Origin of the sequence: Streptomyces sp. NBC_01635 (assembly GCF_045209715.1) — a bacterium.
Lineage (GTDB): Bacteria > Actinomycetota > Actinomycetes > Streptomycetales > Streptomycetaceae > Streptomyces > Streptomyces hirsutus.
Genome location: NZ_CP109277.1, coordinates 8050317 through 8067630, shown reverse-complemented (window position 1 = coordinate 8067630; position 17314 = coordinate 8050317). Strand labels below are relative to the sequence as shown.

General features: G+C 73.8%; 3 protein-coding genes. All 3 read right to left on the bottom strand.

From position 1 onward, the window contains the following. Window positions 1–489 precede the first annotated feature (489 nt). The gene (locus OHB56_RS37160; RefSeq protein ID WP_326756100.1) at window positions 490–1275 is read right to left on the bottom strand and encodes a futalosine hydrolase; all 786 of its coding nucleotides are present in this window, start codon (window positions 1273–1275) and stop codon (window positions 490–492) included. Beyond that, complete coding sequence (locus OHB56_RS37155; protein ID WP_359735361.1) at window positions 1272–2339, bottom strand: glucose-1-phosphate thymidylyltransferase; 1068 nt, start codon at window positions 2337–2339, stop codon at window positions 1272–1274. The genes OHB56_RS37160 and OHB56_RS37155 overlap by 4 nt, the downstream gene beginning before the upstream one ends. Before the next feature lie 99 nt (window positions 2340–2438). Next, a complete protein-coding gene (locus OHB56_RS37150) occupies window positions 2439–17294 on the bottom strand; it encodes a type I polyketide synthase (RefSeq protein WP_406358251.1) in 14856 nt (4951 codons plus the stop codon). Window positions 17295–17314: the final 20 nt, after the last annotated feature.

Here is a 17314-nt window from a genome sequence, read left to right as displayed (position 1 = left end):
TCGGTTCGGTGACGGAACAAAGTGCGCGCCGGGGCTCCCGGTGTAGGCCCGAGGCGAGGCGCCCGGTGGGCATAGGTCCGACGGTGTGCTCCGCGTGCGGTTGGGGACAGCATGACCCGGGTGACGAGGCTTTTTCGGCGCCCGGCGGGGTTCTCTGGGGAAACGCTTGGAGTTCGGCCGCGCCGGGTCGTTCACGCAGACCGGAGCTGTGCGCGCGGGGCCGTGCGCGGAGGTGCGGGGCCCTTGACACCCGCCGGGTGTACGGAGGCAGAAGGCCCCGAACCACCGCCGACGTGGACGGAGGCACGTGGCCCCGGACCGCGGGTTGGGCGGAAGCACGTGCCCCGTAGGACCGCGGGACGGGCGGAAGCGAGCGGCCCCGTAGGACCACGGGACGGGCGGAGGCAAGAGCACCCGTAGGACCGCGGCGTGTGTGGGGCAGGAGGCCCCGAACGACCATGCGGTGTGCGGTGGTTCGGGGCCCCGGGGTCAGCTGTAGGGGGGTGGGGCGCCGTGGGCGAGGACGGGGCGGAGCACCGCGAAGGCGTCGCGGAGGGCGGCGAGTGCGTCGGGGATGCGCCAGGCGGCGCGGTCGCGCGGACCGACCGGGTTGGAGACGGTGCGGACCTCCAGGATCGGGGTGCCGTGGACGGCAGCGGCCTCGGCGACGCCGAATCCCTCCATGGCCTCGGCGGCGGCCCCGTGGCTCTTCTGGAGCATCCGGGCCCGTTCCTCGGTCCCGGTCACGGTGGAGACGGTGAGGACCGGCGCGTGGACGGCGCCGAGGACGCGGGCGACGGCGGCGGCCAGGTGCGGCGGGCAGGCGTACTCGGAGGTTCCGAAGCCCAGGCTGTCGACGGGCAGGAAGCCGTCGGCGGTCTCGCAGCCGAGGTCGGCGGCGATCACCCGGTCGGCCACGACCACGGAGCCCACCGCCGCGACGGGGGCGAACCCGCCCGCGATGCCCGCGCTGACGACCAGGTCGTACGGCTCGTCCCGGACCGCCGCCAGGGCGAGCGCGGCGCCGGTGGCGGCCGCTGCCGCGGCGGGGCCCACTCCCCCGGTCAGCAGGTCCACGGTCAGCGGGCGGCGGCGGGCGGCCGACGGCATCGGGTGGGTGTCCGGGCAGGGGACTCCCCCGTTGCAGGTGAGGCGGAGCAGTTCGCGGCCCGGCGGGCCGGGGGCCGCGACGGGGGCGGCGGGCGACAGGCCCCGCCCGACGGCGTCGCGCTCGGCGTCGACCGCTGTGACGATGAGGAGGCGGACGGGGTTCATGAAGAGATCTGGACCTGCCCGTGGTCTCCGATGACGAGGCGGTGCGCGGCGGGCAGCCGCGGTGTCAGTGTGACTTTGACGTTGCGGCCGACGAGGGAGGCGGTGACGCGCCTGACGCCGTCGAAGGACGACTCCCGCAGCACGATGGAGTACTCGATCTCGCTGTGGGCGATGCGGCACTCCTCCGCGACCGAGGTGGACGGGCCGATGTAGGAGTCGGTGACCACGCTGCCGGCGCCGATGATGGCGGGGCCGACGATGCGAGAGCGACGGACCTCTGCGCCCGCCTCGATCCTGACGCGCCCGATGATCTCGCTCTCCGCGTCGACGGACCCGTCGACGCGGGGTTCGAGACGTTCCAGGAGTGTGCGGTTGACCTCCAGCATGTCGGTGACGTTGCCGGTGTCCTTCCAGTAGCCGGTGATGACGGTGGACCGTACGGTCATCCCCTGGTCGATCATCCACTGGAGGGCGTCGGTGATCTCGAGTTCGCCGCGGGCGGAGGGCGGGATGGCCCGGACGGCCTCGTGGACGGCGGTGGTGAACAGGTAGACGCCGGCGACGGCGAGGTCGCTGCGCGGCCGGCGCGGCTTCTCCTCCAGGTCGACGACGTTGCCGTGGTCGTCGGTCACCGCGACGCCGAAGGCCGTGGGATCGTCGACGCGGGTGAGGAGGACGTGGGCGTCGCGGGGGTCCTTGCGGAACTCCTCGACGACGTCGCCGATGCCGTCGAGGACGAAGTTGTCGCCGAGGTACATGACGAAGTCGTCGTCGCCGAGGAAGGGCTGGGCGATGAGGACGGCGTGGGCGAGGCCGAGGGGCTCGCTCTGCGGGATGTAGGTGACGTCGAGCCCGAAGTCGGATCCGTCGCCGACGGCGGCCTGGATCTCCGGGGCGGTGCTGCCGACGATGACGCCGACGTCGGTGATGCCTGCCTCGGCGATGGCTTCGAGGCCGTAGAAGAGGATCGGTTTGTTGGCGACCGGGACCAGTTGTTTGCTGGAGGTGTGGGTGATCGGTCGCAGCCGCGTACCGGATCCCCCCGCGAGCACGAGAGCCTTCATGTTCCATCCAGATCACGGGTGACGGGCAAGGGGCTGGGTGGGACGGTCGTCCCGGCCCGGGACGTCGGGGCGTGGGCCGGGACGACCGGGGGCCTGGGGTCAGGCCTCGAGGTCGCCCTCGAGGAAGGCGCGCAGTTCGTCGTCGGAGACCTCGTCGGTGTCCCGGTCGGCGGTCGCCGTCACCGGGAGGCCGGCCGGGTCGGGCAGCGGGGCGCCGTCCAGGCGGTCCAGGAGGCCGCGCAGCCGGGCGCGGAGCTGGTCGTGCAGCGTGCCGTCCACCGCGGCCTCGGTGAACTGCGCCTCCAGGGAGTCGAGTTGGCCGAGGAGCGGGGAGGTGGCGGGCTGGTCCGCGGGAGCGATGCGCTCCAGCAGGTACGCGGCGAGCCGTTCCGGCGTCGGGTAGTCGAACATCAGGGTCGCGGGCAGTCGTACGCCGGCGAGGGCGCCGATGCGGTTGCGGAGTTCGACGGCGGTCAGGGAGTTGAACCCGCTGTCCAGGAAGCCTCCTTCGGGGTCGAGGGAGTCGGGGCTGTCGTGGCCGATGACGAGGGCCGCCTGGGCGAGTACGGCGTCCAGGACGGGGGTGTGCCGGTCGGCCGGGGCGAGTCGGGCCAGGCGTGCGCGCAGTTCACCGCCGGCGGGCGTGGCTGGGGTGTCGGTCGCCGTCGTGGCGGCCGGGCGCCGGGTGCGGTCCGGGACGAGGTCGCGGACCAGGTCGGGGACGGTGCCGTCGGAGGCGCGCAGGGCGTTAGGGTCCAGGTCGGCGGGTGCGTACCAGGGTTCCGGGGCGCGCAGTGCCGCATCGAGCAGGGCGAGTGCGTGGTCGGTGTCCATGGGGCGCAGCCCGCTGCGGGCGATGCGGCGCAGGTCGGACTCCTCGAGTGTCCCGGTCATGCCGCTGCGTTCGGCCCACAGCCCCCAGGCGAGTGACCGGATCCGGCGTCCGGGGGTGTCGTGGCGGGCGGCGAAGGCGTCGAGGAAGGCGTTGGCGGCCGAGTAGTTTGCCTGCCCCACGCCGCCGAGGGTGCCGGCGAGCGAGGAGAACAGGACGAGTGCGGCGCCGGTGTCGCGGGTGAGTACCTCCAGCAGGACGGCGGCGTCGGCCTTGGCGCGCAGCACGGTGTCGACGCGTTCGGGGGTGAGGGACTGCACGATGCCGTCGTCGAGGACGCCGGCGGTGTGGACGACGGCGGTCAGCGGACGGTCGGCGGGCACCGCGTCGAGCAGCGCGGTCAGGGCGTCGCGGTCGGCGACGTCGCAGGCGGCGACGGTGACGTGGGCGCCGAGTCCGGTGAGTTCCTCGCGCAGTTCGGGCATGCCGTCGGCGGCGGCTCCGCGCCGGCCCGCGAGGACCAGGGAGCGGACGCCGTGCGCGGTGACCAGGTGGCAGGCGACCCGACGGCCCAGGATGCCGCCTGCGCCGGTGACGAGCACGGTGCCGTCGGCGCCCATCACGGGGCGGGTGGCGTCGGCGGGTGCGACCCGGGTGAGCCGCGGCGTCAGCGCGGTGCCGTCGCGCAGGGCGATCTCGCTCTCCCCGAGTGCCAGTACGGACGGCAGCCGGTCCAGGGAGGCGGGGCTGCCGTCGTGGTCGACGAGGGCGAAGCGTCCGGGGTTCTCGGCGCGTGCCGCGCGGATCAGGCCCCAGACGGCGGCCTGGGCGGGGTCGGTGCGCAGGGTGTCGTCGGGGCCGGTGGTGACGGCGCTGCGGGTGAGCACCACCAGCCGGGAGCCGGTGAGGGCGTCCTGGGCGAGCCACTCGGTGACCAGGCGCAGGGCGTGCGCGGTGGTGTTCCGGGTGGCGGTGCCGAGGTCGGTCTCCCCATCGGTTACGGGCACGGCGGCGAGGACCGTGTCGGGTACGGCCGTCGTGGCGGTGGCCGTCACCAGCGCGGCGGCGTCGGCGTGGCGGACGGCGTCCGCGAGGGCCGGTGCGGTCGCGCCGAGGAGGTGCGCGGGCCCTGCCGGGGCCGTGCCGGGCGCGGCGGGTGTCCAGCGGATCCGGTGCAGGGCTCCGCGGCCGGGGGCGGCCGGGAGGGCCGCGGTGTCCACGGGGCGCAGCACGAGGGTGTCGATGTCGGCGACCGGCTGTCCGGTGCCGTCGAGGAGGGTCGCCCGGTAGGTGTGCTCGGCCTCGGGGGTGAGGCGGACGCGCAGGGCGGTGGGTCCGGCCCGGTGCACGGTGACGTCCGAGAAGGTGAACGGGACGACCGTGCCGCTCGCCTCGTCGGCGGCCAGGGCCACCGTGTGCAGGGCGGCGTCCAGCAGGGCGGGGTGGATGCGGAACCGGTCGGTGCCCTGGAGGTGTTCGCCGTCCTCGGGGGTGATCTCGGCGTACACGGTGTCGCCGTCGCGCCAGGCGGCGCGCAGGCCGCGGAACGCGGGTCCGTAGGCGAAGCCTCCGGCGGCGATGCGTTCGTACAGCCCGCTCACGTCCACCGGTTCGGCGGCCGGCGGCGGCCACGCGGCCGGCAGGGGTGCCGGGGCGGTGGCGGCGCGGGTGTCGCTGAGGGTGCCCTCGGCGTGCCGGGTCCAGGGGGTGGGGGCGCCGTCGTCGCGGGCGGCGGGCCGGGAGTGCACGGTCAGCGCGCGGTCGCCGTTGTCGTCGGGTGCGGTGACGGAGACCTGGAGGTGGACGGCGCCGTTGTCGGGGAGCACCAGCGGGGTCCGCAGGGTGAGGTCCGCGACGCGGGCGGCCCCGGTGTGGGCGCAGGCCTCCAGGGCCAGGTCGAGGAACGCGGTGCCGGGGAAGAGGACCCGGCCGTCGAGCGCGTGGTCGGCGAGCCAGGGCCTGCCGTCCACGGACACCGTGCCGGTGAGCACGGTCGCCGAGCTGTCGGCCAGCGGCACGGCCGCCGTCAGCAGCTGGTGGCGTACCGGTTCGAGGTCGGAGCGGTGGGTGTCGGGTCCGGTCGCCTCCAGCCAGTAGCTGCGTCGCTGGAAGGGGTAGGTGGGCAGGTCGGTGCGGCGGGCACCGGTGGGGGCGAACCAGGCGTCCCAGTCGACGCGGTGGCCGTGGGTGTGCAGCCGGGCGAGGGCGGAGGTCAGCGAGGTCTCCTCCTCGGTGTCGCGGCGCAGCGTCGGCACGAGGGTGGCGTCGCCCTCGACGCTGTCCCCGGCCAGTGCGGTCAGGACACCGCCGGGGCCGATCTCGACGTAGGTGGTGACGCCCTGCTCCTCCAGGGCGCGGACGCCGTCGCGGAACCGGACGCCGTCGCGGACCTGGCGTACCCAGTAGCCGCCGTCGAACGGCTCGTCGGCGGTGACGGCACGGCCGGTCACGGTGGACACGACGGGCAACACTGGTGCGGAGTGGGCGAGTTGGGCGATTTGGGCGGTGAACGCGTCGAGCATGCCGTCCATGTGGTGCGAGTGGAAGGCGTGGCTGACGTTGAGGCGGTGCGTCTTGCGTCCCCGGGCGGCCAGTTCGGCGGCGACCGCGGTGACCGCGTCCTCGTCGCCGGACAGGACGGTGGCGTGGGGGCTGTTGAGTGCGGCCACGGCCACCCGGCCCTCGTGGGCGGCGAGGAGGGGGGTCACCTCGTCCTCGCCGGCCTGGACGGAGACCATGACGCCGCCCGTCGGGAGTTCGCCCATGAGCCTGCCGCGCACGGCGACGAGCCGGCAGGTGTCCTCCAGGGTGAGGACACCCGCGACGTGGGCCGCGGCGATCTCGCCGACGGAGTGACCGAGCAGCGCGTCGGGCCGTACGCCCAGGCTCTCCAGGAGCCGGTACAGGGCGACCTGCACGGCGAAGAGCCCGGCCTGCGTGTAGGTGGTGCGGTCGAGGAGAGCCGCCTGCGGCGTGCCCGGGTCCGCGAACAGCACGTCCCGCAGCGGCAGTTCGAGGTGCGCCTCGAGGTGGGCGCAGACCTCGTCGAGGGCGTCGGCGAACACGTCGTACCGCTCGTACAGGACCCGTCCGGTGCCGGCCTGCTGGGCGCCCTGTCCGGAGAACAGGAACGCCACCTTGCCGCCGCGGGCCCGGTCTGTGGTGAGCAGGGGGTGCTCACGGCCGTCGGCGAGCGCGGTGAGCGCCTCGGCGAGGCCGGCCGTGTCGTCGGTGACGACGGCCGCCCGGTCGTCGTGGTGGGCGCGGGTGGTGGCCAGGGACACGGCGACGTCCGCCGGGGCGGTGTCGGGGTGGTCGGCCAGGTGGTCGAACAGACGTCGCGCCTGGGCGCGAAGTGCGGCGGTGCCGCGCGCGGACAGCAGCCAGGGCAGGACGCCGGGGGTCCGCTCGGCCGGCCGGGCCGGCTCCGCGAGGCCGGGAGCGTCCGCTTCCTGGAGGATGACGTGCGCGTTGGTGCCGGAGACGCCGAAGGAGGAGACGCCCGCGCGGCGCGGGGTGTCGCCGGGGGTCCAGTCCTGCTCCTCGTGCAGCAGGCGGACGGCCCCGGAGGACCAGTCGATGTGCGGGGAAGGCCGCTCGGCGTGCAGGGTGCGCGGCAGGACGCCCTGCCGCATCGCCATCACCATCTTGATGACGCCCGCGACGCCCGAGGCGGCCTGCGTGTGGCCGATGTTGGACTTCAGCGCGCCCAGCCACAACGGCCGTTCGGCGGGCCGGTCCGCTCCGTAGACGGCGAGCAGGGCCTGCGCCTCGATCGGGTCGCCGAGGGTGGTGCCGGTGCCGTGCGCCTCGACGGCGTCCACGTCCTGCGGGGACAGCCCGGCGGAGGCGAGGGCCTGCCGGATGACGCGCTGCTGCGCGGGTCCGCTGGGAGCGGTCAGTCCGTTGGAGGCGCCGTCCTGGTTGACGGCCGACCCGGCCACCGTGGCGAGCACGGAGTGGCCGTTGCGGCGGGCGTCGGAGAGACGCTCCAGCAGGAGCAGGCCGACGCCCTCGGCCCAGCCCGCTCCGTCGGCGTCCGCGCCGAACGCCTTGCAGCGGCCGTCGGGCGACAGGGCCCGCTGCCGGCTGAACTCGACGAAGGTGTCCGGCGTGGAGATCACGGTCACGCCGCCGGCCAGGGCGAGTTCGCATTCGCCGGACCGCAGGGCCTGCACGGCGAGGTGCAGGGCGACCAGCGAGGAGGAGCAGGCGGTGTCGACGGTGACCGCCGGGCCCTCCAGACCGAAGGTGTAGGCGATGCGGCCCGAGGCGACACTGCTCGCACTGCCCGTGGCCAGGTAGCCCTCCAGCTCCTCGGGGGCCTGTCGGACACGGCTGCCGTAGTCGTTGTAGTTCGAGCCGACGAACACGCCCGCGCGGGCGCCCCGCAGCCGGTCGGGGTCGATCCCGGCGCGTTCAAACGCCTCCCAGGACGTCTCCAGCAGCAGCCGGTGCTGCGGGTCGATCGCGACGGCCTCACGGGGCGCGATGCCGAAGAAGGCCGGGTCGAACCGGTCGGCGTCGTGCAGGAAACCGCCGTGCCGGGCGTAGGAGTGGCCGGTGCGCTCGGGGTCGGGGTCGTAGAGCTTCTCGACGTTCCAGCCGCGGTCGGCGGGGAAGGGGGTGATGGCGTCGGTGCCGTCGGCGACCAGCCGCCACAGTTCCTCCGGCGAGGTGACCCCGCCGGGGAAGCGGCAGCCCATGCCGACGATGACGACCGGGTCGTCGTCCACGGCCGCCGTTGGCAGCTGGGGCAGGTCGTCGGCGGTGGTGGACGCGCCGAACAGTTCCGTGTCCAGGTGGGCGGCGAGGGCGCTCGCGGACGGGTGGTCGAAGGCGAGCGTGACGGGCAGGCGCAGGCCGGTGGCCTCGGCGATCCGGTTGCGCAGTTCGACCGCGGTCAGCGACTCGAACCCGAGGTCGCGGAAGGCGCGTCCGTCGGGGACGGCGTCGGCGTCGGTGTGGCCGAGCACCGCGGAGGCCTGGGCGCGGACCTCGGCCAGCAGCGCGGCACGGCGCTCGGCAGGCGGCAGGGCGGCCAGCCGCCGGGCCAGCGGCGGCCCGTCCACGGCGTCGGCCTCCTTCTTCTTCTCCGCGCTGTCGGTGACGGCGGCCGCACGGGCCTCGGGGAACTCCCGCAGCGCGGCGAACGCGCGGGCGGTGATGAGCTTCCAGTCGACGTCGGCGACGATCAGGAACTCCTCGTCCTGGTCGAGCGCCTTCTGCAGGGCGGCGATGGCCAGCTCGGGGTCCATCGGGGGCACGCCGTCGCGGCGCAGCCGCTCGGCGACCTCCTCGCCGACCATGCCGCCGCCGGCCCAGGTGCCCCAGCCGACGGATGTTGCGGGCAGCCCTTCCGCGCGGCGGCGCGCGGCCAGGGCGTCGAGGAAGGCGTTGGCCGCGGCGTAGCTGCCCTGGCCCGGGCCGCCGAGGGTGCCGGCCATGGAGGAGAACAGGACGAACGCGTCGAGGTCGAGGTGTCGGGTGGCCGCGTCGAGCGCGAGCGCCGCGTCCACCTTGGGACGCAGCACGCCGTGCGCCCGCTGTGGCGTCAGCGCGTCGATGAGTCCGTCGTCGATGATGCCGGCGGTGTGCACGACGGCGGTCAGGGTGCCGCCGCCCGGCAGCTCGTCGACGAGCTGCCGTACCGCGTCGGCGTCGGCGACGTCGCAGGCGACCACGGTCGCCGTGGCGCCCAGCTCGGCCAGCTCCGCGACGAGTTCGCCCGCCCCGGGAGCGTCCGGGCCGCGCCGGGAGGCGAGCACCAGGTGCTCGGCGCCGCCCCGGGCGAGCCAGCGCGCGACGTGCCGGCCGAGTCCACCGGTGCCACCGGTGACCAGGACGGTGCCGGACGGCCGCCAGTTGCCGTCGGGGCGGGGGCCGTCACCGGCCCGGACCAGCCGACGGGCGAGGAGCCCGGACGGCCGTACGGCCAGGTGGTCCTCCTCCAGTGTTCCCGACAGCGCGGCGAGCAGACGGCGCACGGCCCGGGTGTCCAGCGTCTCGGGAAGATCGATCAGACCGCCCCAGCGCTGCGGGTACTCCATGGCCGCGATGCGGCCCAGGCCCCAGCTCATCGCCTGGAGCGGGGTGCGCAGCACGTCACCGCGGTGCACGGACACCGCACCGCGGGTCGCGCACCACACGGGCGCGTCGACCCGGACGTCACCCACCGCCTGGAGCAGCGCGGTGGTCAGCACCAGTCCGGTCGGCAGCACGCCTTCGGCGGACCAGGGCGACTCGTCCAGGGCGAGCAGCGAGAGCACGCCACCGATCTCGGCGTCGTCCGCGCACTGTCGTACGAGGTCGGCCATACGGTCACGTTCGGCGGCCTCCGGCCCCGCGACCAGCAGCAGCGCCCCGGCCGACCGCTCGTCGACCGCCTCCTGGATCTGCCGCACCACCGGGTCGCTCTCGTGTCCGGCGGGCACGACGATCAGCCAGCTGCCGGGCAGGTCCTCGACGCGGGCGGACTGCTCGACGCGCGGCCGCCACGTGACCCGGTAGCGCCAGCCGTCCAGCGTCGAGCGGTTGATCCGGTCACGCCGCCACGAGGACAGCGCGGGGACCACCTCGGCGAGCGAGCGTACGTCCTCGATCCCCAGGCTCTCTGCGAGGGAATCGACTTCCTGGTTCTCCACGTTGGCCCAGAACCCGTCGTCGACGAGGTCCACGCCGCCGAAGCGCACGTCGTCGGCGTCCTGTCGTCGGACGACCGGCTCCAGCCAGTAGTGCTTGCGCTGGAAGGCGTAGGTGGGCAGGTCGACCCGGCGCGGCGCGTGGCCCTCGAAGACGGGCGTCCAGTCGACGGCGAGCCCCTTGGCCCAGGCCTCGCCCAGGGAGAGGCAGAAGCGGTCCAGACCGCCCTCGCCCCGGCGCAACGAACCAATGACCACCGCGTCCACGCCCGCGTCCTCGACCGTCTCGGCGACCGGCACGGTCAGCACGGGGTGCGGGCTCATCTCCAGGAAGGCTCCGTGCCCGGCCTCCACCAGCCGCCGAACCGCCGGCTCCAACTGCACGGTCTGCCGCAGGTTGCGGTACCAGTACCCGGCATCGGTCCGAGCCGAGTCGATCCACTCCCCCGTCACCGTCGACAGGAACGGCACCGACGGCTCCAACGCCACCACCGACGCCAACACCTCAGCCAACTCACCCTCAATGGCCTCCACATGAGCCGAGTGCGAGGCGTAATCCACGTCGATACGACGCACCCGGACACCCTGGGCCTCCGCACACGCCACCAGCTCATCCAACGCGTCCGCGTCACCGGAGACCACCGTGGACGTCGGCCCGTTCACCGCCGCAACCGACACCCGCCCCGGCCACCGCCCCGCCAACTCCACAGCACCCTGCGCGGGCAGCGCCACCGACACCATGCCCCCACACCCGGCCAACGCCACGATCGCACGCGACCGCAACGCCACCACCCGCGCACCATCACGCACACTCAACGCACCCGACACCACCGCAGCAGCGATCTCACCCTGAGAATGCCCCACCACCGCAGCCGGCTTCACACCGAACGACTCCCACACAGCCGCCAGCGACACCATCACCGCCCACAACACCGGCTGCACGACGTCCACCCGGTCCAAGCCCGGCGCGCCCTCCACACCCCGCACCACATCGACCAGCGACCACTCCACGAACTCACCCAGCGCCTCGGCACACTGCCCGAACCGAACCGCGAACACCGGCGACGAGTCCAGCAACTCGACCGCCATCCCCACCCACTGCGCCCCCTGCCCCGGAAACACGAACACCGGCTGCACGGACTCACCGTTGTGGGGCGCGACACCCCGGACGGAGCCCGTGTCGGCGGTTCCGGTGGCCAGGGCACGCAGGCCGTCCAGCAGAGCGGAGCGGTCGGCGCCGATCACGACGGCGCGCTCCTCCAGAGCGGCACGACCGGTGAGAAGCGCGTGCGCCACGTCGAGCGGGTCGGTCTCCGTGCCCTCCAGCCGGGCCACGAGCCGCGAGGCCTGCTCACGCAGCGCCGCCTCCGAGCGAGCCGACACCAGCCACGGCACCGTCACCCCCGGCCGGTCGACGACGGCCGGCGCCGGGCCCTCGGCGGGCTCCGGTTCTTCGAGGATCACGTGGGCGTTGGTGCCGCTGACGCCGAAGGAGGAGACGCCCGCCCGGCAGGGTCGGTCGTTCCGTTCCCAGGGGCGTGCCTCGGTGAGGACCCTGACCTGGCCGACGGACCAGTCGACGAACGTGGAGAGTTCGTCGGTGTGCAGGGACTTGGGCAGGATGCCGTTGCGCATGGCCTGCACCATCTTGATGACCCCGGCCATGCCGGATGCCGCCTGTGTGTGCCCGATGTTGGACTTCACCGAGCCCAGCCACAACGGCCGGTCACCCTCACGCTCCTGCCCGTACGTGGCCAGCAACGCCTGCGCCTCGATCGGATCGCCCAGCTTCGTACCCGTACCGTGCGCCTCCACCACGTCCACGTCCGCAGCCGACAGACCCGCATCGGACAACGCCGCACGGATGACACGCTGCTGGGACAGACCGTTGGGAGCGGTCAGGCCGTTCGACGCACCGTCCTGGTTGATCGCCGAGCCCCGCACCACGGCAAGGACCTGATGGCCGTTGGCCTGCGCGTCCGACAGACGCTCCAGCAGCAGCACACCCACGCCCTCGGACATGCCCATGCCGTCGGCGCCCGCGCCGAAGGCCTTGCAGCGGCCGTCGACGGCGAGGCCACGCTGACGGCTGAAGCCGATCAGGCCGACCGGCTCGCCCATGACGGCGGCACCGCCCGTCACGGCGAGGGAGCATTCGCCGGACCGCAGGGAGCGCATGGCCAGGTGCATGGCGACGAGTGCGGAGGAGCACCCGGTGTCCATGGTCACGGCCGGCCCTTCGAGGCCGAGGGTGTACGAGATGCGGCCGGAGGCGATGCTGGTGACCGTGCCGGTGATCAGGTGGCCTTCGAGGCCCTCCGGGACCTCGCCGGACGCACCGTAGCCCTGGTGGGAGACGCCGACGAAGACGCCGGTGTCGCTGCCGCGCAGGCTGTCCGGCGCGATGCCGGCCCGCTCCAGGGTCTCCCAGGTGGTCTCCAGCAGCAGGCGCTGCTGCGGGTCCATCGCGGTCGCCTCACGCGGCGAGATGCCGAAGAAGGCGGCGTCGAACTCGGCCGCGTCGTGCAGGAAACCGCCGTCACGGGCGTAGGTGGTTCCCGCCCGGTCGGGATCGGGGTCGTACAGGCTCTCCACGTCCCAGCCGCGGTCGACGGGCAGACCGGATATGGCGTCGGTCTCGCCGAGGACGAGCCGCCAGAGGTCCTCGGGCGAGTGCGCCCCGCCGGGGAAGCGGCAGCCCATGGAGACGATGGCGATCGGCTCGTCCTCGTGCGCCGGGCGGGCCGCGGGCAGTGCCGGGAGCGCGGCGGGCTGCTCGTCGGCGCCGTCGTCGACGAGGTGTCCGCGCAGGTGGCGTACGAGATCACGGACGTTGGGGTGGTCGAAGACGATGGTGGCGGGCAGGGCCAGGCCGGTCGCCTCGTTGAGCCGGTTGCGCAGTTCGACCGCGGTGAGGGAGTCGAAGCCGAGTTCGCGGAAGGCGCGGGTGGCGGCGATGTCGTCGCCGTCGGCGTAGCCGAGGACGGCGGCGACCTGGGCGCGGACCACGTCGGTCAGGACGCGGTCGCGTTCGGCGGCGGGCAGGGCGGCGAGTTCGGCGCGCAGTCCTCCGCGCCAGTCGGCGGCGCGGTCGAGGACGGCTTCGTCGGCCTTCATGGCCTCGGCGACTTCGGGAACCTCGTGCAGCAGCGGCCTGGGGTGGGCGGCCGTGAAGACGGGGACGAAGCGTTCCCAGTCGATGTCGGCGATCGCGAGGAAGGTCTCGTCGTGGTCGAGTGCCTGCTGGAGACCGGTCACGGCGATGTCGGCGTCCATGAACGGGATGCCGCGCCACCGCAGTTGCTCGCGCACGACGTTGACGGCCATGCCGCCGCCCTCGGGGCTCCAGATGCCCCACGCCAGGGACGTGCCGGTCAGACCGCGGGCCCTGCGGTTCTCGGCGAGGGCGTCCACGTAGGCGTTGGAGGCGGAGTAGGCGCCGTGGTCGCCGCTGCCCCACGTTCCGGCCACGGACGAGTAGAGGACGAAGGCGTCCAGCCGGTCGTGGTCGAAGATTTCGTCGAGGTTCGCCGCCCCGAGGAGTTTGGCGCGGGCGCCCTCGGCGAAGAAGTCGAGGTCGGTGTCGGCGAGCGGGGCGAGCATTCCGACGCCCGCGGTGTGCACGACGGTGCGGATGGCGGGCCCGTCGGATTCGACGTGCTCGACGAGGCGGCGGAGCGCGTCCCGGTCGGCCACGTCGCAGGCGGCGATGGTCACCCGACAGCCGAGGTCGGTCAACTCGCGTTCCAGTTCGGCCGCTCCGGGGGCCTCGGGACCGTGCCGGCTCGTCAGCACCAGGTGCTCGGCACCGTTGCGGGCCAGCAGCCGGGCGGCGTGGGCGCCGAGGCCACCGGTGCCGCCGGTGACGAGCGCGGCGCCGCTGGTGCGCCAGGTACGCGGCGCGCCGCGACCGGCGAGCGGCGTGCGGATCAGGCGGCGGACATACGCGCCACCCGGGCGCAGGGCGACCTGGTCCTCGTCACCCCCGGCGGCCAGGAGGGCGACCACTGCGCGTGCGGTGTCGTCGTCGACGTCCGCGGGCAGGTCGATCAATCCGCCCCAGCGCCGGGGCTGTTCGAGGGCCACGACACGACCGAGGCCCCACAGGGCGCCCTGGACCGGGTGGTCGACGACGTCGCCCTCCGCACCGGTTGCGACGGCCCCACTCGTGAGGATCCACGTCCTGGCCTCGATGCCGGCATCCAGCAGACCCTGCACCAGGAGCAGCGAGGAGACCATGGCCGCGGTGGCGCCGGAGTGGGCCGCCGCCGGGCGCTCATCGAGTCCGAGCAGGGAGACGACGCCCCGCACGGGGGCCCCGTCGGCCCCGGGGATGGCGCCGAGCCGGGAGGCGATCTGCTCGCGGTCGAGGTCGTCGGCGGCCATGACGAAGGTGACGACGGTCGCCCCGGCCCGGCCCAGTGCGCGGGCCACACCGCTGACCAACGGTGACGCCAACTGCTCGGCGGGCACGGCGAGCAGCCAGGTGCCGTCGAGCCTGTCCCCGTCGGGCAGACCGTACGGCCGCCACACCACCCGGTAGCGCCAATTGTCCAGTCGGGCACGGCCCCGCCGCCCCCGGTGCCAGGCGGAGAGCGCCGGAACGAGGTCGCCGAGACCGTCGGTGCCGTCCAGCCCGAGGGTGCCGGCCAGCGCCTCCACGTCGCCTTCCTCGACACTGCGCCAGAACTGCTCCTCCGCGGGGTCGGCGCTCGCCTGGGCCTTGGGCACCTCAAGCCAGTAACGACTGCGCTGGAAGGCATACGTCGGCAGATCGACCAAGCGCGGTGACACCCCCTCGAAAGCAGGCGCCCAGTCCACGGCCACACCCCGCGCCCACGCCTCACCCAGGGAGAGGCAGAAGCGGTCCAGACCGCCCTCGCCCCGGCGCAACGAACCAATGACCACCGCGTCCACGCCCGCGTCCTCGACCGTCTCGGCGACCGGCACGGTCAGCACGGGGTGCGGGCTCATCTCCAGGAAGGCTCCGTGCCCGGCCTCCACCAGCCGCCGAACCGCCGGCTCCAACTGCACGGTCTGCCGCAGGTTGCGGTACCAGTACCCGGCATCGGTCCGAGCCGAGTCGATCCACTCCCCCGTCACCGTCGACAGGAACGGCACCGACGGCTCCAACGCCACCACCGACGCCAACACCTCAGCCAACTCACCCTCAATGGCCTCCACATGAGCCGAGTGCGAGGCGTAATCCACGTCGATACGACGCACCCGGACACCCTGGGCCTCCGCACACGCCACCAGCTCATCCAACGCGTCCGCGTCACCGGAGACCACCGTGGACGTCGGCCCGTTCACCGCCGCAACCGACACCCGCCCCGGCCACCGCCCCGCCAACTCCACAGCACCCTGCGCGGGCAGCGCCACCGACACCATGCCCCCACACCCGGCCAACGCCACGATCGCACGCGACCGCAACGCCACCACCCGCGCACCATCACGCACACTCAACGCACCCGACACCACCGCAGCAGCGATCTCACCCTGAGAATGCCCCACCACCGCAGCCGGCTTCACACCGAACGACTCCCACACAGCCGCCAGCGACACCATCACCGCCCACAACACCGGCTGCACGACGTCCACCCGGTCCAAGCCCGGCGCGCCCTCCACACCCCGCACCACATCGACCAGCGACCACTCCACGAACTCACCCAGCGCCTCGGCACACTGCCCGAACCGAACCGCGAACACCGGCGACGAGTCCAGCAACTCGACCGCCATCCCCACCCACTGCGCCCCCTGCCCCGGAAACACGAACACGGGGTCCACAGGTGCGTCGGGGCTCTCCGTGAGGCCGCGGGTCACGGTCGCGGGCCGTTCACCCCGTGCCAGGGCGTGCAGGCCGGCCAGCAGGGCGGAGCGGTCGGCGCCGATCACGACGGCGCGCTCCTCCAGAGCGGCGCGTCCGGTGGCCAGCGTGTGGGCGACGTCCAGCGCGGACAGGTCGGCGGTCTCCACACGGTGGGCGAGCCGCTGGGCCTGCTCCTTGAGCGCGGCTTCCGAGCGGGCCGACAGCAGCCAGGGCAGGACGGCATCGCTCGTGGTCGGCTCCTCGGCGGGCTGGGGGGCCGGCGCCTGTTCGAGGACGACGTGGGCGTTGGTGCCGCTGCCTCCGAAGGAGGAGACGCCGGCCCGGCGCGGCCGTCCGCTCTCGGGCCAGTCGACGGCTTCGGTGAGCAGGCGGAGGGTGCCGGAGGACCAGTCGACGTGCGGGGTGATCTCCTCGCCGTGCAGCGACTTGGGCGCCACACCGTGCCGCAGCGACTCGACCATCTTGATGACGCCCGCGACACCGGAGGCGGCCTGTGTGTGGCCGATGTTGGACTTCAGGGATCCGATCCAGAGCGGGTGGTCGGCGTCGCGTTCCTGCCCGTAGGTGGCCAGGAGCGCCTGCGCCTCGATCGGGTCGCCCAGCTTGGTGCCCGTGCCGTGCGCCTCCACCACGTCCACGTCAGCGGCCGACAGGCCCGCGTCGGACAGTGCCGCGCGGATGACCCGCTGCTGCGAGGGGCCGTTCGGGGCAGTCAGGCCGTTCGAGGCACCGTCCTGGTTGATCGCCGAGCCCCGGATGACGGCGAGGACCTGGTGTCCGTTGGCCTCGGCGTCCGACAGACGCTCCAGGAGCAGCACGCCGACGCCCTCGCCCCAGCCGGTGCCGTCCGCGTCGGCGGCGAAGGGCTTGCAGCGGCCGTCGGCGGCCAGTCCGCGCTGGCGGCTGAACTCGACGAAGTTGCGCATGCTGCCCATGACGGTGGCGCCGCCCGCGACGGCCATGGAGCACTCGCCCGACCGCAGGGCACGCACGGCCAGGTGGAGGGCGACCAGCGACGACGAGCACATGGTGTCGAGGCTGACGGCCGGGCCCTCGAAGCCGAAGCTGTAGGCGATGCGGCCGGACAGGACGGCGGCGGAACCACCGGTCAGCAGGTGTCCCTCGATGCCCTCGGGGGCGCGGGTGCCGTCGGGTGCGTACGCCTGGTTGCTGGCGCCGACGAAGACACCGGTGTCGCTGCCCCGCAGGATGGTGGGATCGATGCCGGCCCGCTCGAACGCCTCCCAGGTGGTCTCCAGCAGGAGCCGCTGCTGGGGGTCCATCGCGGTCGCCTCACGCGGCGAGATCTCGAAGAACCCGGCGTCGAACTCGGCCGCGTCGTAGAGGAAGGCACCGTGGCGGACGTAGCTGGTGCCGATGCGCTCGGGGTCCGGGTCGTACAGCGCGTCGATGTCCCAGCCGCGGTCGGTGGGCAGGTCCGAGACGGTGTCGACGCCGTCGACGACCAGCTGCCACAGCTCCTCGGGACTGCGCACTCCGCCGGGCAGGTGGCAGGCGGTCGCCACGATGGCGATGGGCTCGTGCGCCCGCGTCTCCAGCTCGCCGAGCCTGCGGCGGGTCTGCCGCAGGTCCGTGGTGACGCGCTTGAGGTAGTCCCGCAGCTTGTCCTCGGTGTTGCCCGTGTTGCCCATGCCAGTCAGCCCTTCGAGAA